The sequence below is a fragment of the Nonomuraea spiralis genome, from assembly GCF_014648435.1.
GTDB lineage: Bacteria > Actinomycetota > Actinomycetes > Streptosporangiales > Streptosporangiaceae > Nonomuraea > Nonomuraea spiralis.
Map to the genome: position 1 here is coordinate 32725 of NZ_BMRC01000007.1, position 18625 is coordinate 51349.

An 18625-nucleotide genomic window follows, 5' to 3' on the forward strand; every position below is an offset into this window, starting at 1 on the left:
GGGCATCCGGCACCGGCCGTGAAAGGGGCGCCGCGCAAGGCGGTCGCCCGCTCAACCCCCAGAGGAAGGAATGCCATGGAGCTGAACGTCTCCGCCCTGGACATGCTGCCGACCACCGAGGAGGCCGGGCTCATGTACTGCGACATGACCTGCTTCGACGTGAGCGTCAACTGCGGCGGTTCCACCATGAACACCCAGACCGTCACCACGACCGGTGGCTGGTACTGAGCCGTCCGGACGCCTCCGCGTTCCCGGTGAGAACCGGATGACACCTTGAGTGAGGCCCGGGGCGCCCGCCCCGGGCCTCACCGCACATCGGCGCGCTCACGGCCTGTGGGTGAGCCGGCCCACCGATCACGAAGCGGGATGTCCGGAAGGGAGACGATGTCGGAGCAGGTAGCGGGCGCGCCGCGGGATCAGGCGACTTACCGCCACGCCGACGGGGTTCCGAGGTCCACCGACGGCGTTCTGCGGTCCGCCGACGGGGTTCTGTGGTTCGCCGCGCGGGGAGCGTGGGGGCCGTTGGCGGTTACGGCGCTGTCCGCCGTCGTGTGCTCGGCCGCCGCGCTGGCCACGCCCGCCGTGCTCGCCGCGGCCGTGGACGGCGTGCTCGCCGGTGAGGGCGGGCGGGCCGCCTGGCTCCTGGCGTCCCTCCTTGCGGTCACGGTGTGCGCGGACCTCGTGCTGGCCCTGGCCGGTGCGGCCACCGCCGCGTCCGCCACGTCGGCCCTGCGCCTGCGGTACGTCACGCACGTCCTCACGCTCGGGGCCTCCGGCGCCCGGGCCCACCCCGTCGGCGAGCTGACGAACCGCCTGGTGAACAACACCGCCACCGTCGCCTCCGTCCCGCTGACGCTGCTGTCCCTGGCGACGGGTCTCCTCACCTCGGCGGGCGGGATCGTCGCGCTGCTGGTGACCGACTGGTGGACGGGCGTCGCGTTCCTGGCCGCCGTGCCCGTCGCGGCGATCATCACGCGGGTGTTCGTGACCCGCCTGTCCGGGCTGTACGGCCGCTACCAGGAGGCCCAGGGCCGGCTCGCCGCACGGCTCACCGAGGCTCTGGCGGGCATCCGTACGATCCGGGCGTCGGGGACCGCCGAGCGCGAGATCACCCGGGTCCTCGCGCCGCTGGCCGACCTGTCCGGCGCCGGGCACGGGCTGTGGCGGGCCCAGGCGCGCGGCGTGTGGCAGCTCGCCCTGCTGCTGCCGCTGGTGGAGGTGCTGGTCCTCGCCGTGGCGGGGCTCGGCCTCCTGGACGGCCGGCTGGAGCCGGGACAACTGCTGTCCGTGGCCGGCTACACCGCCCTCGGCCTGGGGCTCCTCGGCCAGATTGACGGGCTGACGGGCCTGGCCAACGCCCGTTCGGCGGCACGGCGGGTGGCGGAGGTGCTGGCGCTGCCGTCCCCGGCGCCCGGCACCCGCCCGTTGCCGGCCGGTCCCGGGGCGCTGTCGTTCCGCGGCGTCACCGTCATCCGTGCGGACGCCGTCCTGCTGGACGGCATCGACCTGGAGATCCCCGCCGGGGCGCTGACCGCCGTCGTCGGCCGGTCCGGGGCGGGCAAGACCACGCTGGCCCTGCTGGCCGGGCGGCTGACGGACCCCGACCGGGGAACGGTGCTGCTCGACGGGCACGACCTGGCCGACGTACACCCGGACGCGCTGCGGGACGCGGTCGCCTACGCCTTCGAACGGCCCGTCCTCCTCGGCGGCGACCTCGCCTCGGCCATCGGCTACGGCGACCCGGGGCTCGACCGCGAGGCCGTCCGGCGGGCCGCCCGCGCCGCGTACGTCGACGAGGTCGTCCTCCGCCTTCCGCACGGCTACGAGACCCCCGCCGACGCCGCGCCGCTGTCCGGCGGCGAGCTCCAACGCCTGGGCCTGGCCCGCGCGCTGGTACGGCGCCCCCGCCTGACCGTCCTGGACGACGCCACCTCCAGCCTCGACACCGTGACCGAGGCGCAGGTGACCCGCACGCTGGTGGCGGGCATGCGCGGCTCCACCCGGCTCGTCGTCGCCCATCGCGCCACCACCGCCGCCCGCGCCGACCTGGTCGTCTGGCTCGACAGCGGCCGGATCCGCGCCCAGGGCACCCACCAGGACCTCTGGCGTCACCCCGACTACCGCACCCTCTTCAGCCCTACCCCCGAGCCCCCTGCCCCCGAGCCCCCCGCCCCCGAGGCGATCAGCGGTGGTGTGGCGGGGAAGGAGGACCCATGGCCGGCCCGTCCCTGACCCGCCATCGGCGTGCGGCCCGCGGCCGTCCCTCGCCGGACCCGTCCACCGCGAGCGGACGCGGGCTCCTGCTCACCCTGCTGCGCCGCCGCAGGCGTCCGCTCGTCATGGCGACGGCCTGGTCCCTGGTCGAAGCCGGTCCGGCATGGTTGTCCGGGCTGCTCATCGCCCAGGCCATCGATCAGGGCTTCCTGACCGGGAGCGCGGGCACGGGGCTGGCCTGGCTCGCCCTCCTCGGACTCGCGATGCTGGGCAAGGCCGTGGCCACCCGGCTGATGTTCCCGCATCTGGCCGCCGTCGTGGAGCCGCTGCGCGACGACCTCGTACGCGCCGTGGTCACCGCCGCCGTCACCCGCGCCGCCCGTACGGCCGAACCTCCCGACGCGGCCGCCGCCACCCGGCTCACGGAGCAAGTGGACACGCTGCGCAACCTCGTGTCCGCGCTGCTGCGCAGCAGCCGCGCGCTGGGCATCGCCCTGATCGCCGCGCTCGGCGGACTGCTGGCGCTCTCGCCGCTCGTCGCGGCCATGACCGCCGGGCCCGTGCTGGTGGCGCTGGCCGTGTTCGCCAGGCTGCTCCCGGTGCTCATGGCCCGGCAGCGCGAGCTGATCCTCGCCGACGAGGCGCTCACCGCCCGGGCCACCCCGATCCTCACCGGGCTGCGCGACATCGCCGCCTGCGGGGCGGGAAGCCAGGCGTACGCGGACGTGGAGCCGGCGGTCACCGCCCAGGCGGCGGCTGCCAGGGCGCTCGCGCGGGCGGCGCTCGGCCGGCGTCTGGTCGTCGCCCTCGGCGCGCACGTTCCGCTGCTCGGCCTGCTGATCGTCGCCCGGCCGCTGATCCAGGACGGCCGGCTCAGCGCCGGGGAGGTCGTCGGAGCCGTCACCTATCTGGCCACCGGGCTGGATCCCGCCATGCGGGCGCTGGTCGGCACGGTGGGCGGCTGGGGCGTGGCGCTCGCCGTCACCGCGCGCCGGATCGCCGAGACCGTCACCGTCCCCGACGTCCCGGTCCCGCCCGGCGGGCATCTCTCCCCGAGCGGCCACGAACTACGGGCCGAACAGCTGAGCTTCGCCTACGCGCCGCAGGCGACACCCGTCGTACGCGACCTCGACCTGACGATCCGGGAAGGCGAGCACCTGACCCTGGTGGGCCCCAGCGGCATCGGCAAGTCCACGTTGTCCATGCTGCTCACCGGGCTCCGGCGGCCCACCGGCGGCGAGATCCGGCTCGGCGGCGTCCCGCTGGCCTCGATCGCCGAACGGGAGGCGCGGACCATGATGGCGCTCGTCCCCCAGGAGGCGTACGTGTTCAGCGGGACGGTCCGCGAGAACCTCGCCTACCTCGTTCCGGACGACGCCAAGAACGACGCCGAGGACGACGCCCGGGACGACGCCCGGGACGAGCGGCTGCGGGAGGCGGCGGAGCGGGTCGGGGGCGGGCCGCTGCTCGAACGGCTCGGCGGCCTGGACGCCGTGATCGCCGAACCGTCCGCGCTGTCGGCCGGCGAGAAGCAGCTCGTCGCCCTGGCCAGGACGTACGCCGCCCCGGCCCGGCTGGTCGTCCTCGACGAGGCGACCTGCCACCTGGACCCGGCCGCCGAGGCGCGGGCGGAGCTGGCCTTCGCCGCCCGGCCCGGCACGCTCGTCGTGATCGCGCACCGGATCAGCTCCGCGCGCAGAGCGCGGCGGATCGTGTTGATGGACGGCACCGCGGTGCTCACCGGCTCCCACGACGACCTGATGGTCAGCTCGCCCCTGTACGCCGACATGGTCGGCCGCTGGCAGCCCGAGGGCTCCACCTGAGGAAGGGCCACCACGGCCGGGGCCCACGAGCCACGTGCCGTCGATCGGCCGGCTTCCTGAGGGTTCACCGACTGTGGGGGAGCGACCACTTTCGGACATGGCGCGGCCGCGAGCACACGATTACGCTCCTTGCGGTGAGTGCCGTCGCCTCGACGGCGGCCTGGCCCAGCACATCCGGATTCTGGTGCGAGGAGCGGCGGCGCGATGAAGAACAGATCCAGAAGCGGCTCCCGCAAGTCCTCCAGGCGGGGCAGCCAATCCGAGTCCGACAGCATGGACGCCGAGATCGCGAACCTGCTGAGCGGGCTGATCGAGATCGACCCGGACGCGCCGATCATCACCAAGACGAAGCAGCGGACCAGCATCACCCTCAGCGAGGTCTCCCCTTCACCGCCCGTCGAGGCGGACAGCGAGAGCAGGCCGAAGAGGGTCGCGCTGGCCGCCCGCCTCGTCGAGGCGCTGGCGAAACGGGATCCCAAGATCGACCTCCGTCTGATCGAGAAGGATGATCGCGCGTCGCGCGCCACCGAGGACGACTTCTTGGGCGCCTTCCTGATCGACAACGAGTGGACCCGGCTGCGAACCCCGCTGAACGAGGCCGCGGAGCTGATGTACACACACCCGTTGCAGCGGCATACCGTCCTCGACGGGCTGACCAGGTTCGTCACGATGGACATCGACAAGGACTACCCGGCGCTGCTGAAAGACCTCGCCGAACAAGGCGCGCTGAAGGGGAAAGAGGCCATCAAACGCGTCCTCGCCGGCAAGCCGGAAGAGCTGCAGGCGCTCCCCCTCGAAGCCAAGCGCGACCTGGTCCGCGACATCGTCGCCGCCGCGGCGACCGCCGACGACAACGACTACTACACGGCCCTCGCCGCCCTCTATCCGCACATCGAGCTGGATCCGGACTTCGCGCAGCGGGACGCCGCCATCCGGCGCAGGGTCGAGAACCGGATCCGTGACGCCCTGGGCCCGGACATCCGCCGCTGGATCAGTCTGGAGAACAAGGACCGGGTGGTCCTGCTCGAAAAGGCCCTGAAGATCCACGCCGACGAATACGGCATGGGCGACCGGATACCGAAGATCACCCTCAGCAACACGAACGAGCCGGGCGTGAAGTCGTGCGGCATGTTCGACCGCATAGAGAACGAAATAAAGATCAACAGCGAGTGGCAGAGGAAGTGGGACGACCTCGACGAGGCGCTCGACACGGTCATCCACGAGAACACGCACAACTACCAGAACTGGCTCGCCACGAAGCTGGCGGACGGGAGCATCCAGCCCGATGACCCGGATTACCTGCAAGCATCCCTGTTCGCTCTGAACGACGGCTACGGGTACGTCCAGAAACAGGTGCCCCACGAGACCTACAAGAGCCAGCCGATGGAACGTCATGCCTGGCTCGCCGGCGGCGACATACGGAACCTGTGGTTGACGGAGGCGCAGGCCGAGGTCCAGGTCGCGGTGAACGAACTCAAGCAGGCCAAGCTCCACGAGCGGTATCCGACCTTCGAGCGGCTGGAGGAGGCCGCGACGAGCAAGAACACCACGACGATCTTCTCCCTGATCGAGGGCGCCAGGAAGTACATCGTCGACACGAAGAGGGACGACGAGGACACAGCGGTGCGCGAGCGGTACGTGGAGCGGCTGCGGAACTTGCAGGCTCATCCCGCTCTCAAGTACGACGTCGCCGCGATCAGCCTGCTGATCACGAAGATCCGGACACAGGACATCGCGACGACGGACATCCAGCAGGAATTCGAGCAGTTCCAGCAGAAGGCGGACCGCGACCGGACGTGACGGCGGCGGACCGCGACCCCGGCCCGGCCTGGCCCGGCCGGCATAGGCGTGCGGCGCCGCGTTTCGGCGTGCCCGAGGTGGATCCCGGCCTGCTCAACGAAGGGTAGTCACATCACCTGACTCGATAAAAATTACAGCGGGGCATTGCTGATATCTTAACTCGCTCGTACTGTGATCCCAGTCGCTCGTTGAACGAAGGAGATCCAGTGCCCCCCAGTCACGACCCTCGACCGGCCGGCTGGCGAGTCGGCGCCGACATCGGCGGCACGTTCACCGACGTCATCGCGCTGGGGCCGGGCGGAGAGGTCGTCCCGATGAAGGTCCTGTCCACCCCGCCCGACTACGGTGCCGGCGTGGTGGCGGCGACCACCGGCGTGCTCGCCCTGGCCGGCGCCCGGCCGGAGGCCGTGGTCGCGATGCTGCACGGCACGACCGTGGCCACCAACGCGATCCTGTCGATGAACGGCGTCCGCACAGCCGTGGTCACGACCCGCGGCTTCCGCGACGTACTGGAGATCGGGCGCCTGCGCCGGCCGGTGCTGTACGACCTGTCCTGGTCCAAGCCCGAACCCCTGGCCCGGCGGCGGCACCGGTACGAACTCGGCCAGCGGATCACGGCCGACGGACGCCTCGCCCCGCCGGCCGGCGAGGAGGAGATCCGCACGCTGGCCGCGCGGCTGCGCGCGGACGGGATCGAAGCGGTGGCCGTCTGCCTGCTCAACTCCTACGTCCGCCCCGACGAGGAACGACGGGTCGCCGAGCTGCTGCGCGCCGAACTGCCCGGCGTGTACGTCACGGCGTCGGTGGACGTCTCCCCGCAGCCGCACGAGTTCGAGCGCATGAGCACCGCGACGGTCAACGCCTACGTCGGCCCCACCGTGCACGGCTACCTCACCCGCCTGGAAGCGGGGCTGCGAGCCGAGAGGGTGAGCGCGCCCCTGCTGGTCATGCAGTCCAGCGGAGGGCTGCTCGACGCGGCCTCCGTCGGGCAGCGGCCGGTGCAGATCATCGAATCCGGTCCCGCGGCCGGCGTCACCGCCGTGCAGAAGCTCGCCCAGCTGATCGGCCTGTCCACGGTGGTCGCGTTCGACATGGGAGGGACGACGGCGAAGGCGTCCCTGATCGAGCACGGCGAACCGTTCGTCTCGGCCGACTACGAGGTCGGCGGCGGCATGAACGGCGCCCGCGGCCTCAGCTCCGGCGCCGGGTACCCGGTGCGGGCGCCGTCGATCGACATCGCCGAGGTCGGCTCGGGCGGCGGCAGCATCATCTCCGTCGACGCGGCGGGCGCGCTCCACGTGGGACCCGTCAGCGCGGGCTCGCGCCCCGGCCCGGCCTGCTACGGCCAGGGCGGCGAGCTGCCGACCCTGACCGACGCCAACGTGACGCTCGGCTACCTCAGCCCGGACGCGCTGGCCGGCGGCCGCGTGGCGATCCACCCGCAGCTGGCCGTGAAGGCGTTGTCGCCGGTGGCCGAACGGCTCGGCGACGACGTGGCGGGCACCGCGCGCGGCGCGTACCAGGTGGCGGTGTCGAGCATGACGACCGCGGTCAAGGCGGTGACCAGCGAACGCGGCCGCGACCCGCGGGAGGCCACCATGGTCGCCTTCGGCGGCGCGGGCCCGCTCTACGCCGCCGCGCTGGCCCGCGAGCTGGGCATCTCCACCGTGATCGTGCCCGTGTACCCGGGCCTGTTCAGCAGCCTGGGCCTGCTCGTGGCCGACACCGAACGCCAGGAGCTCACCCCGTACCGGCCGGGCTTCGCCGACGTGGGCGCGCTCGCCGCCGAGTTCGCGCGGCTGTCCGACAAGGTACGCGACGACCTGGGCGCGGACGCCGTCGTGGACCGGCTCCTGGACATGCGCTACCGCGGCCAGCGTTTCGAACTGCGGATCCGGGTGCCCGACGGCGACCTCACCGAGGACCTGCTCGCCGAGACGCGGGCCCGCTTCCACGCCGAGCACCAGCGCACCTACGGCCGGGCCGGCATGGACGAGCTGGTCGAACTGGTCAACCTCCGGGTACGCGGCCGGCTGCCCACCCCCGTGTCCATCGCGGACGTGCTGAGCCTCCCCCTCGCCGCCGGCGCCGAGCCCGCCACCCGCGAGTGCCGGTTCGCCGAGACCGTGCCCACGCCCGTCGTCGGACGGTCCGACCTCGGCCCCGAGCCCGTCGAGGGCCCGATGGTCATCGAGGACATGGACGCCACCACCCTCGTCCCGCCCGGCGCCCGGGTGCACCGCGACCGGCTCAACAACATCGTCATCACCTGGAGCGCCTCATGATCCGCGACGCCGTGACCTTCGAGGTCTTCCGCAACGCCGTCACCGGGATCGCCGACGAGATGGCGATCACGATCCTGCGTACGGCCCACTCGCAGCTCGTCGCGTCCAGCATGGACTTCTCCGCCGCCCTGTGCGACGCCCGGGGACGGGTGATCGCCCAGGCCAACACCCTGCCGGTGCACCTGGGGTCCATCCCGGACGCGATGGAGGCGATCCTCGACGAGTTCGGCGACCAGGTCCGGCCGGGAGACGTCTACCTGCTCAACGACCCGTCCCTGGGCGGCATGCACCTGCCCGACATCTTCGCCGTCGCCCCGGTGTTCGCCGGCGAGGACCTCCTGGGGTTCGCGGTCACGGTCGTCAACCACACCGACGTCGGCGGCTGGGCGGCCGGTTCGATGGCCGTGCAGTCGACGAGCATCTTCGCCGAAGGGGTGCAGATCCCGCCGTCCCGCCTGGTCGAGGCCGGCACCCTGAACGAGACGTTCCTGCGGCTGATCCTGCGCAACGTGCGCGAACCCGAGCTGCTGCGCGGCGACCTGGAATCCCAGCTCGCGGCCTGCCACACCGGCGCCGAGGGCCTGCGCGCCCTCGCGGCGCGGCACGGCGTCGAACGACTCGCCACCCTCATCGACGAGCTGCTCGACTACGCCGAGACCCTGCTGCGCGCCGCGCTCGCCGAGGCCGTCCCCGGCACCTACGAGTTCCTCGACCACATCGACGACGACGGCCTCGGGTCCGGGCCGATCCCGATCCGCGTCAAGGTCACGCTGTCCGGATCGGGGATCGAGCTCGACTTCACCGGCTCCTCGCCGCAGGTCGGCTCCGCGCTCAACGCGACGGCCTCGTTCACCCGCTCGGCCGCCTACGCCGCACTGCAGGGGGTCCTCGCCTCCGACATCCCGGCCAACAGCGGCTTCTACCGGCCGCTCAGCTTCGTCATCCCGGAAGCCTCCATCCTCAGCGGGCGGCGCCCCGCCGCGCGCGGCGCTCGCGGGCTCGTCGGCTTCCGGATCATCGACGCGGTGCTCGGGGCGCTCGCCCCGGTGTTCCCCGCCCGGGTGCCGGCCGCCGGGGAGGGCGGACCCGACGGCATCGCGATCGGCCTCGTCGGGCCGGACGGCGAATCCATGGTGTTGTGGGACCCTCTGGCCGGAGCGTGGGGAGCCCGTCCCGACCGCGACGGCGTGGACGGGATCAGCTCCCTGGGCGCGAACCTGACCAACACGCCGGTCGAGGAGCTGGAACGCTCCGGCCACATCCGCATCGACGGCTACGGCTACCTGCCCGACAGCGGGGGAGCGGGCCGCTGGCGCGGCGGCCTGGCGACCTTCCGGGACATGACGCTCCTGGCGCCCGAGGCGCAGGTGCAGATCAGGTCCGACCGGCGCACGTTCCTGCCGTACGGGCTGGCCGGCGGCGCGGAGGGGACGCCCTCGCTCAACGTGCTCGACCCCGGCGGGCCCGGCGAGCGCGTGCTGGAGTCCAAACCGCACTTCGTGATGACCGCCGGAACCCGCCACCGGCACGTGACCGCCGGCGGCGGCGGGCACGGCGACCCCTTCGAACGCGCCCCTGAACGGGTGCTCGAAGACGTCCTCGACGGCAAGGTCACCCACGAGGGAGCCGAACGGGACTACGGCGTCGCGATCACCCCGGACGGCCTGATCGACACGGCCGCCACTACCGGGCTCCGCGCCCAGGCGCACTAAGGCCGGACGAAGAACGCGCGCCCGGCACCTGGTCGAGCTCGGGCACCGCGCGACGATCCCACCCCCCCTGACCGATTGGAACCCCCCATGAGTTCGAACCTCGCCACCCACGACACCGTCACCCCACGCACCTGGCGCAAGGTCGGCATCCGGATCATGCCGCTGGTCGGCCTCGCCTACGTGGCGAGCTACATCGACCGCGCCAACGTCGGCTACATCGCCGCCCCCATGTCGCGTGACCTGCACCTCGGCAGCAGCCAGATCGGCCTGGCCGCCGGACTGTTCTTCATCGGCTACGTCCTGTTCGAAGTGCCGAGCAACATGATGCTGAGCCGGTTCGGCGCCCGGAAGTGGATCGCCCGGATCATGATCACGTGGGGGCTGGTCACGGCGGCGACCGCCGCCGTGAACTCCCCTGCCACCCTGTTCGCCGCCCGGCTCCTGCTCGGGTTCGCCGAAGCCGGTCTGGCCGCCGGGATCCTGCTCTACCTGACGTTCTGGTTCCCGCGCCGCCAGCGTTCCTGGGCGTTGTCGGCGTTCATCGTGATGATCCCGCTGTCCTCGATCATCGGCTCTCCGCTGGCCGCCGCGCTGCTGGGGTGGGGCCAGGACCTGTTCGGCATCGCGGGCTGGCGGGCGCTGTTCCTCGTCGAGGGCGTGCTGACGGTCGTCGTCAGCGTCCTGATCTTCGTCTTCCTGCCCAACCGCCCGGCGGACGCGCGCTGGCTCGACGACGAGGAGAAGGCCGCCATCGAGAACATCCTCGCCGCCGAGGCCGCCGAACAGCGTGCCCACGGGGCCCTGACCGGGCTTCGCCAGGCGCTGACCAGCGGCCGGGTGTGGGCGATGGCCGTGACGTGGTTCGCGATCGCGTTCGGGCTCTACCCGCTGCAGTTCTTCCTGCCCACGATGATCAGGTCCATCACGAACAGCGTCGGTGACGCCGCCGACGTCAGCAGTGTGCTGCTGTCCGCGATCCCGTACGTGGTGGCCGCGGTCGCGCTGCTCGGCTGGGCCCGCTTCGCCGCGCGCCGGACGGCGGTCATGGCCACGGCCGTGCCGATGGCCCTCGGCGCGGCCGGTCTGCTCCTGGCGACCGTCACCAGCAGCGGCACGCTGTTCGTGCTCGCGGTCTGCCTGAGCGTCGCCGGGATCATCACCGCGATGCCGCAGTTCTGGCGCATCCCGGCGATCGGCCTGACCGAGGCGGCCGCCGCCTCCGGCATCGCCCTGATCAACTCCGTCAGCAACGTCAGCGGGTTCGTCGGTCCGTACTTCACCGGGAGCATCGCCGCCGCGACCGGGAGTTTCACCTACGCGCTGCTGGCCATCGCGATCATCATGGCCGCCGGACTGGTCGTCCTGCTCACCGCGGGACGCCGGATGGAAGGGCTGGACGGAAGCCTGCCCACCGCCGACCGGCACGGAGGAACAGCGTGAACACCGCCCTGCTGGACCGGCTCCGGACGGAGCTCGACGAACGCCGGACGACCACCGGGCCGCGCGGCGACCTCGTGGTCTCGGGCGCCCAGGGGCCGACGCTCGACGTGAGCGGCCGGACCCTGGTGAACCTCGCCTCCAACGACTACCTCGGCCTCGCCGGCGATCCGGAGGTCCTCGACGCGGCGCGGCGGGCGCTGCGCGACCTGGGCCTCGGGGTGGCCGCCGGTCGGGTGCTCTGCGGCACGCGGGCGGTCCACGGCGAGCTGGAGGCACGCATCGCCGAGCTGGTCGGAGCCGAGGACGCCGTCCTGCACACCTCGTGCTTCGACGCGAACCTCGGTGTCTTCGACGCCCTGCTCGGCCCGGAGGACGTCGTACTCAGCGACGCGCTCAACCACGCCAGCCTGATCGACGGCATCCGCCTGACGCGGGCCCGGCGGCGCGTCTTCGCCCACGCCGACCTCGACGAGCTCGAACGCCACCTCGCCGAGAACGCGCACGCCCGCCACCGGCTCATCGTCACCGACGGCGTCTTCAGCATGGACGGCGACGTCGCCGCGCTGCCCCGGCTCTGCGAGCTGGCCGAACGCCACGACGCGGTGCTCATGGTCGACGACTCCCACGCCACCGGCGTCCTGGGCGCGACCGGCGCGGGCACCGCCGAGCACTTCGGCCTGGAAGGCCGCGTCGACGTGCTGACGGGGACGCTCGGCAAGGCGCTGGGCGGCGGGGGAGGGGGCTTCGTCGCCGGCGCCCGCGCGGTCGTGGACACGCTGCGCCAGGTCTCGCGGCCCTACATCTTCACCAACGCCCTGGCGCCCGCGCTGGCCGTCGCCGCGCTGACGGCGATCCGCATCGCACGGGAACGTCCCGAGCTGCGGGAACGCCTGGCCGCCAACACCGCCTGGCTCCGAGGTACGCTGCGCGACCTCGGCTACGAGGTGCCGCCCGGAGAACATCCGATCATCCCCGTGATGTTGCGCGGCGGCACGCTGGCCGCCGACGTCGCGGCGGCGCTCCGCCGCGAGGGCGTGCTCGTCTTCGCGCTCGCCCATCCGGTCGTCCCGGCCGGCGAGGAGCGCATCCGGGTGCAGGTCTCCGCCGCGCACACGGCCGGCCAGCTCGAACGCACGGCGGCCGCCTTCGGCCGGGCGCGTGCCGTCCTGGCGGGCTCATGAACGCCGCCGAGGGGCTGCGGGCGCCCACCAGCGCCGACGCCCACGAGTTGGAGGGCCGGGTCGCGGTCGTCACCGGCGGGGCCCGCGGCATGGGCCTGGCGACGGCCCACGCGCTGGCTCGCCGCGGCGCGACCGTCGTGGTGTTCGACCCGGCCGCCCCCGGTCCCGGCCTGCCGGAGGCGGAGGGCCGCGTCCGGGCGGTCGCGGTGGACGTCGCGGACGGCGACCAGGTCGAACGGGCGTTCGCCACGCTGCTGGCGGCCCACTCGCGGCTCGACATCCTGGTCAACGCCGCGGGCATCGCGCCGCCGACCGCGTTCGAGTCCATCACCCAGGCCGAGTGGGACCGCGTGCTCGCGGTCAACCTGCTCGGCACGTTCCTCTGCTGCCGGCAGGCGCTTCCCGCGATGCGCGGCGGCGGCTGGGGCCGCATCGTGAACTTCTCCTCCACCGCCGGCAAGACCGTCAGCACCGCCGGCGGCGCCCACTACACGACGGCGAAGCACGGCGTCCTCGGGCTCACCCGCCACCTGGCGAAGGACTGCGGAGCCGACGGGATCACGGTGAACGCCGTCTGCCCGGGGCTCATCGACACGCCCATGGCCCGCGCCCTGCTGCCCGGCGAGGCGCTCGAACGCGCCACCCGGTCCTTCCCGGTGCCCCGCGTCGGGCAGCCGTGGGAGGTCGCCGAGCTCGTCGCGTTCCTCGCCTCGGACCGCGCGGCGTACATCACCGGCGCGGCCATCGACATCAACGGCGGCGACCTGATCGTCTGACGCGGCACCGCCGGACACACAACCAGTAACCCCACGAAAAGGTGAACCTTCTGTGAGCACAGGGACAGTCAGGACGATCCGGCACCGGATCGACGGCCGCGACACCGCCGGCCAGTCGGCCCGTACCGCCCCGGTGTGGAACCCGGCGACCGGCGAGCACCAGGCCGACGTGCTGCTGGCCGAGCCCGCCGACGTCGACGCCGCGGTACGGGCGGCGCGTGCCGCCCTGCCGGGCTGGGCCGACACCTCCGTCATACGGCGGTCGCGGTTGATGTTCGCCTTCCGCAACCTGGTCGAGAAGCACCTGGACGACCTCGCCCGGCTGGTCTCCGCCGAGCACGGCAAGGTCCTGGACGACGCCAGGGGCGAGCTCGTCCGCGGTCTTGAGGTGATCGACTTCGCCTGCGGGATCCCGCATCTGCTCAAGGGCGAGTACTCCGACCAGGTCTCGACCGACGTCGACCTCTTCACGTTCCGGCAGCCGCTCGGCGTGTGCGCCGGGATCACGCCGTTCAACTTCCCGGCGATGGTCCCGATGTGGATGCACCCGATCGCGATCGCGACCGGCAACACGTTCGTCCTCAAGCCCTCCGAACGCGACCCGTCGGCGTCCAACCTCGTCGCCGAGCTCTACGCCGAGGCCGGGCTGCCCGACGGCGTCTTCAACGTCGTCCACGGCGACAAGGTCGCGGTGGACGCGATCCTCGACCACCCGGACGTCGCCGCGGTGTCGTTCGTCGGCTCGACGCCGATCGCGCGGTACGTCCACGAGCGCGCGAGCGTCGCCGGCAAGCGCGTGCAGGCGCTGGGCGGCGCCAAGAACCACGCCGTCGTACTGCCCGACGCCGACCTCGACCACGCCGCCGACCACCTGATCGCGGCCGGGTACGGCTCGTCCGGCCAGCGCTGCATGGCGATCTCGGTCGCCGTCGCGGTCGGCGACGTGGCCGGGCCGCTGGTCGAGCTCATGCGCGAGAAGGCGCAGGCGATCAAGGTCGGGCCGGGTCTGGACGCCGGGTCCGAGATGGGCCCGGTCGTCTCGCCCGAGGCGCTCGACCGGATCAGGGGCTACATCGCCTCCGGCGTCGCGTCGGGCGCGGCCCTCGTGGTCGACGGGCGCGAGCTCGACATCGACGGCGACGGCTTCTTCGTCGGCCCGACGCTGCTCGACCACGTCACACCCGAGATGGACGTCTACCGCGACGAGATCTTCGGCCCCGTGCTCGTCGTCGTGCGCGTCGGCTCGCTCGCGGAGGCGATCGACCTCATCAACGGCAACAACCTGGCCAACGGGACGGCGATCTTCACCTCCGGCGGCCACGCGGCCCGCCTGTTCCAGCGTTCCGTGCAGGTCGGGATGATCGGCGTGAACGTGCCGGTCCCGGTGCCCATGGCGTTCCACTCGTTCGGGGGCTGGAAGGAGTCGTTGTTCGGCGCCCACCACATGCACGGTCCCGAGGGCGTCGCGTTCTACACGCGCGCGAAGGCCGTCACCACCCGGTGGCCGGAGGAGACGGAGGACGGCGCGCGCGACCGCGGCGACCTCTCCTTCCCGACGGCGGTCTGACCGGCCGGGCCCCCGGACGGTCTCGTGCCGGGGGCCGCTCAGCCGTCGCCGGCTAGGCGGGCGGGAGCGAGATGGGCAGTTCGATGTGCGCCCGGCTCACGGACGTGCTCTTCGCCAGCACCTGGAGCAGGTCGCGGCGTACGCGCTCGCACCGCGTGCGCATCGCGTCCTGGGCCGCGTCCGCGTCGCGCGCGCGCAGCCCCTCGAAGACGGCCCCCAGCTCGCCGGGCGGGCTCGCGATGCCGGGATCGATCAACGCGGCCATCCGCAACACCCGTTCCAGCTCGTCGAGCACGTCGACGATCGCCTTGCCGAGGCGGGGGTTGCCGCTGAAGTTGGCGATGATGCCCTCGAACTCGATGCCGGCCTGGAGCGACTCCTCCTGTTCCACCTCGCCCGCCGCGAGCGCGACGGGCACCTGGGACAGGGCTTCGAGCCGTTCGAGCGCGGGCGCGGTGACGCCGAGGCGCGCCGCGGCGGCGGCGGCCTCGCCGGACAGCAGCGTACGCAGGGCGCACAGGGCGTCGGTGTCCTGGAGCGTGATCGGGCTGACGACGTAGCCGGCACGCGGGAGCGCGGTCACGAGCCCGTCGCGCCGGAGCCGCGCGAGCGCCTCGCGCACCGGCGTCTTGCTGATGCGCCACTGCTCCGCGAGCGACGTCTCGGTGAAGCTGCTGCCGGGCGGGAGCGTCAGGTCGATGATCTGGCGCCTGATCGCCCGATAGGCCTGACTCGTACGGTCGAGGCCGCTCTCGTCCCTGCCGACCAACAACAACGCGGGGATGTGCGGCGTTCCGCTGACCACGCTATGGATATCGGACATCGCGTCAGGATACCAATTCGCAGCGTTGATACAGCAGCTCGCCAAAGAATGAGCGATAAGAGATATTTATTCTTGTTGTTGATATCTCAATCTGCCATGCTTCCCTCATGCAGCGACGCAGCTCGAACTCCTGGGCCCTCCCCGCCGCGAGCGACTTCCCGGCGCTGGGCGCGATGAGCACCCGCACCCGCGCGGAGCGCAGCGCCCGCGACGGCGTACGGATCCTCCCGCTCGTGGGCGCCCCGGTCCTCCCCATGCCCGAGCACGTACGCCGGGCCGTCGCCGAGGCGATGGACCAGCCCGACCCCCGCGACACCCGCGGCCTGCCGGAACTCCGCGCCGCGATCGCCGCCGAACTGGAACGCGAGCACGGCCTGCGCGTCGACCCCGAACGCCGCCTGCTGATCACCCACGGCGCCATGCAGGGGCTGTCCCTCGTGCTGCGCACGGTGCTCGCGCCGGGCGACGAGGTGATCGTGCCGACCCCCACCTACTTCTTCGACGGCGCCGTCCGCGAGGCGGGCGCGACGCCCGTCCACGTACCGTCCCGCGAGAGCGACGGCTGGGCGATCGACCTCGCCGGTCTGGAGGCCGCCGTCACGAGCCGCAGCCGGGCCGTGCTCCTGTGCAACCCGAACAACCCGACGGGCCACCTCCCCGACGCCGCGACCCTCGCCGCTGTGGTCGACCTCGCCGCCCGCCACGGGCTCCTCGTCGTCTCCGACGACTCGTGGCAGCACTTCGCCTACGACGGCCGCCGCTACCACCCGGTGGAGGCGTTCGCCGACCGCTGGCCGCACCTGGTCACCGTCACCAGCCTCAGCAAGTACTACGCGCTCGCGAGCTGGCGGCTCGGCTACGTCCTCGCGCCGCCGCCCGTCATCGACGCGCTCCACCGGCGCTTCGAGTGGGAGGCGGTGTGCTGCGGCGTGGTCCCGCAGCGGGCCGCGGTGGCCACGCTCGACGGGCCGCGCGACTGGCTCGACCGGGCGCTGTCGGCGTACCAGGCGAAGCGCGACCTGGTGTGCGACGGCATCGCCGCGAGCGGCCTCACCCCGCCCGTACGGCCCACCGGCGGCGCCTTCCTGCTCGCCGGCTGCTCCCGCCTCGGCGGCACCCCGGACGCCATCGACCGCGCACTCCTGCGGAACGGCATCGCCACCGTACGCGGGGCCGACATGCACGCCCCCGCCACCCACGTCCGCATCACGTACGGCGCGGACGAGCGAACGCTCGGCGAGCTGATCGACGGCCTCGCCCGCGCCTGCCGGGATCAGAAGGCGTAGCGGATCCGGCAGAAGGGGAGCCGGGCGGCGAGCAGGCCGGTGAGGGCGGCGACGTAGCCTCCCTTGTGGCCGTTGCGGTAACGGACGTTCCAGCCGCCCGTCTCCGACCGTTTGGCCTGTTGCAGCTCCGGCCGCCAGAGCACCTCCTCCGCCTTCGGGTGCCAGCCCAGGTTGACCTGGTGGAGCCGGTCGTTGTGGGTGAGGAAGATCACCTCGGCGGCGAGCTGGGCGCGGGCCTCGGCCGACAGCGTGTCACCGAGCCGGTCCAGCAGCTCGGCCCAGTCGGCCAGCCAGCCGTCCCGGACGACCACCGGGCTCAGGTTGACGTGCACCTCGTAACCGGCGGCGACGAAGTCGTTGATCGCGTCGATGCGCTCGGCGACGGGGGAGGTGCGGATGTCCAGCAGCTTGGAGTCGGCGGCGGGCATGAGGCTGAAGCGTACGCGCGTACGCCCCCGCGGGTCCCAGCCGAGCAGGTCGCGGTTGACGTACTTGGTGGCGAAGCTGGCCTTGGCGTTCGGCAGGCCGCGGAAGAGCTCCACCAGGTCCCGTACGTTGGCGGAGATCGTGGCGTCGAGCGAGCAGTCGGAGTTCTCGCCGATGTCGTACACCCACAGGCGGGGATCGACCTGGTTGGGCTCGGGCTTGGCGCCCTGGCGGCCGGCGTGCCGCCGTACGTAGCCGGTGATCTGGTCGATGTTGGCGAACACCGTGATCGGGTTGCTGTAACCCTTGCGGCGTGGCACGTAGCAGTAGGCGCACGCCATCGCGCAGCCGTTGGCCGTGGACGGCGCGATGAAGTCGGCCGAGCGGCCGTTGGGGCGGGCGGTCAGCGACTTCTTGACGCCGAGCACCAGCGCCTCGGTCTTGATCCGCACCCAGCGGGCCACGTTCGCCTCGTCCCCGTACAGCTCGGGGATGCGGTGGTGGCTCTCCACCTCGACGATCTCGGCGCCGGGGAAGTTACCGAGGATCTCGCGCCCGCGCGGCAGGGCGGCGGCCTCGGGCTCGACGTAGACGCGCCGGATGTCGAGGAGGGCGCTCACGGCCGCTCCGGCTGTTCCATGGGGCAACCCTATGCGCTCCCGTCCGCGAGTCGCCAGGTCAGGACGGGTGCGCCGGAGCGCCGGACGCCCACCGGTCCACTGAGTGGACCGAACGTTGCCCGTCCCTTTCCACGCCAACAGCATGGACGCACAGTCAGCGATCGATCACATTGAGCGATCGGTCGCGTGTGTGAAAGGTCGAGCAGCATGAGCAACAGATCGGCGAGGGCCCTGTCCCGGGCCCTCATCACGACGGCGGTGGCGGCGGCGACCGTGCTGACACCGGCCCTGACCGGCACGGGCAGCGCCCGGGCCGCGGCCGACCCCACCTGCGGAAACTGGGTGCCCAGCCTCGTCTTCCGCGGCCTGTCGGCCCGAGCCTGCATCTGGGGGACCGGCGCCCCCTGGAAGCAGGCCCAGACGGAGGTCTTCAACGGCACCGGCTCTGCGGTGGAGGTCGAGAGACTGACCGTCCTCATCGAGTCCCTCCCGGCGGACGCCCGCTGCGTCAACATCTCTCTGCAGAACGGGCAGACGGCGTTCTGCGGCACCCGCAGCGTGCCCGACAACAACCCCTTCCAGTTCGACCGTGCCCTGGGCTCCGCCCAGGTCACCGACCTGGCCAGGCGGGAGCAGTTCTCCTTCGAGTCCCCCTTCGTGGGCTGAGCGGTA

At 72.5% G+C, this 18625-nt stretch carries 14 protein-coding genes; 12 read left to right on the top strand and 2 right to left on the bottom strand.

From position 1 onward, the window contains the following. The first annotated feature begins 75 nt into the window (after window positions 1-75). The 10 genes from IEZ27_RS18545 (at window position 76) to IEZ27_RS18590 (ending at window position 14798) form a co-directional block, all read left to right on the top strand. The gene (locus IEZ27_RS18545; protein ID WP_189648378.1) at window positions 76-228 is read left to right on the top strand and encodes an ALQxL family class IV lanthipeptide; all 153 of its coding nucleotides are present in this window, start codon (window positions 76-78) and stop codon (window positions 226-228) included. Window positions 229-384: 156 nt separating this feature from the next. Continuing rightward, entirely contained in the window at window positions 385-2232 is a 1848-nt protein-coding gene (locus tag IEZ27_RS18550) for an ABC transporter ATP-binding protein (protein ID WP_189648379.1), read from the top strand. After that, a complete protein-coding gene (locus IEZ27_RS18555) occupies window positions 2214-4037 on the top strand; it encodes an ATP-binding cassette domain-containing protein (protein ID WP_189648380.1) in 1824 nt (607 codons plus the stop codon). The genes IEZ27_RS18550 and IEZ27_RS18555 overlap by 19 nt, the downstream gene beginning before the upstream one ends. Window positions 4038-4241: 204 nt before the next feature. Next, window positions 4242-5837 carry a hypothetical protein gene (locus IEZ27_RS18560; protein WP_189648381.1) on the top strand — a complete coding sequence of 532 codons (1596 nt, stop codon included), beginning with the start codon at window positions 4242-4244 and terminating at the stop codon, window positions 5835-5837. A 206-nt stretch (window positions 5838-6043) separates the two neighbouring features. Further along, window positions 6044-8122 carry a hydantoinase/oxoprolinase family protein gene (locus IEZ27_RS18565; RefSeq protein ID WP_189648382.1) on the top strand — a complete coding sequence of 693 codons (2079 nt, stop codon included), beginning with the start codon at window positions 6044-6046 and terminating at the stop codon, window positions 8120-8122. Then, window positions 8119-9834, top strand: coding sequence for a hydantoinase B/oxoprolinase family protein (locus tag IEZ27_RS18570; protein WP_189648383.1), 1716 nt, complete (start codon window positions 8119-8121; stop codon window positions 9832-9834). The genes IEZ27_RS18565 and IEZ27_RS18570 overlap by 4 nt, the downstream gene beginning before the upstream one ends. Before the next feature lie 87 nt (window positions 9835-9921). Beyond that, complete coding sequence (locus tag IEZ27_RS18575; RefSeq protein ID WP_189648384.1) at window positions 9922-11274, top strand: MFS transporter; 1353 nt, start codon at window positions 9922-9924, stop codon at window positions 11272-11274. After that, entirely contained in the window at window positions 11271-12455 is a 1185-nt protein-coding gene (locus IEZ27_RS18580) for a glycine C-acetyltransferase (protein ID WP_189648385.1), read from the top strand. The genes IEZ27_RS18575 and IEZ27_RS18580 overlap by 4 nt, the downstream gene beginning before the upstream one ends. Continuing rightward, window positions 12452-13231, top strand: coding sequence for an SDR family NAD(P)-dependent oxidoreductase (locus IEZ27_RS18585; RefSeq protein WP_189648386.1), 780 nt, complete (start codon window positions 12452-12454; stop codon window positions 13229-13231). Before IEZ27_RS18580 ends, IEZ27_RS18585 begins: the two co-directional genes overlap by 4 nt. A 52-nt stretch (window positions 13232-13283) precedes the next feature. Then, on the top strand, window positions 13284-14798 hold the full coding sequence (locus IEZ27_RS18590) for a CoA-acylating methylmalonate-semialdehyde dehydrogenase (protein WP_308427287.1): 1515 nt from the start codon (window positions 13284-13286) through the stop codon (window positions 14796-14798). Window positions 14799-14850: 52 nt separating this feature from the next. Here the strand turns inward: IEZ27_RS18590 and IEZ27_RS18595 are convergent, their stop codons facing one another. Next, window positions 14851-15621 (bottom strand): GntR family transcriptional regulator, encoded by a 771-nt coding sequence (locus tag IEZ27_RS18595; RefSeq protein WP_189648387.1) that lies wholly within the window; start codon window positions 15619-15621, stop codon window positions 14851-14853. Window positions 15622-15728: 107 nt separating this feature from the next. Between IEZ27_RS18595 and IEZ27_RS18600 the strand changes: the two genes are divergently transcribed. After that, entirely contained in the window at window positions 15729-16907 is a 1179-nt protein-coding gene (locus IEZ27_RS18600) for a pyridoxal phosphate-dependent aminotransferase (RefSeq protein ID WP_189648388.1), read from the top strand. Here IEZ27_RS18600 and IEZ27_RS18605 read toward each other — a convergent pair. Continuing rightward, window positions 16895-17953, bottom strand: coding sequence for a spore photoproduct lyase family protein (locus tag IEZ27_RS18605; RefSeq protein WP_229824108.1), 1059 nt, complete (start codon window positions 17951-17953; stop codon window positions 16895-16897). The two genes, IEZ27_RS18600 and IEZ27_RS18605, sit on opposite strands and share 13 nt — an antisense overlap. 207 nt (window positions 17954-18160) lie before the next feature. Here IEZ27_RS18605 and IEZ27_RS18610 point away from each other — a divergent pair, with 207 nt between their 5' ends. Further along, window positions 18161-18619, top strand: coding sequence for a hypothetical protein (locus IEZ27_RS18610; protein WP_189648390.1), 459 nt, complete (start codon window positions 18161-18163; stop codon window positions 18617-18619). The last annotated feature ends 6 nt before the right edge of the window (window positions 18620-18625 follow it).

What these genes read in the sequence shown, in the direction of transcription:
- IEZ27_RS18545 (WP_189648378.1), top strand. Translation starts at nt 76, where the DNA reads ATGGAGCTGAACGTCTCCGCCCTGGACATGCTGCCGACCACCGAGGAG.
- IEZ27_RS18550 (WP_189648379.1), top strand. Translation starts at nt 385, where the DNA reads ATGTCGGAGCAGGTAGCGGGCGCGCCGCGGGATCAGGCGACTTACCGC.
- IEZ27_RS18555 (WP_189648380.1), top strand. Translation starts at nt 2,214, where the DNA reads ATGGCCGGCCCGTCCCTGACCCGCCATCGGCGTGCGGCCCGCGGCCGT.
- IEZ27_RS18560 (WP_189648381.1), top strand. Translation starts at nt 4,242, where the DNA reads ATGAAGAACAGATCCAGAAGCGGCTCCCGCAAGTCCTCCAGGCGGGGC.
- IEZ27_RS18570 (WP_189648383.1), top strand. Translation starts at nt 8,119, where the DNA reads ATGATCCGCGACGCCGTGACCTTCGAGGTCTTCCGCAACGCCGTCACC.
- IEZ27_RS18575 (WP_189648384.1), top strand. Translation starts at nt 9,922, where the DNA reads ATGAGTTCGAACCTCGCCACCCACGACACCGTCACCCCACGCACCTGG.
- IEZ27_RS18585 (WP_189648386.1), top strand. Translation starts at nt 12,452, where the DNA reads ATGAACGCCGCCGAGGGGCTGCGGGCGCCCACCAGCGCCGACGCCCAC.
- IEZ27_RS18595 (WP_189648387.1), bottom strand. Translation starts at nt 15,621, where the DNA reads ATGTCCGATATCCATAGCGTGGTCAGCGGAACGCCGCACATCCCCGCG.
- IEZ27_RS18600 (WP_189648388.1), top strand. Translation starts at nt 15,729, where the DNA reads ATGCAGCGACGCAGCTCGAACTCCTGGGCCCTCCCCGCCGCGAGCGAC.
- IEZ27_RS18610 (WP_189648390.1), top strand. Translation starts at nt 18,161, where the DNA reads ATGAGCAACAGATCGGCGAGGGCCCTGTCCCGGGCCCTCATCACGACG.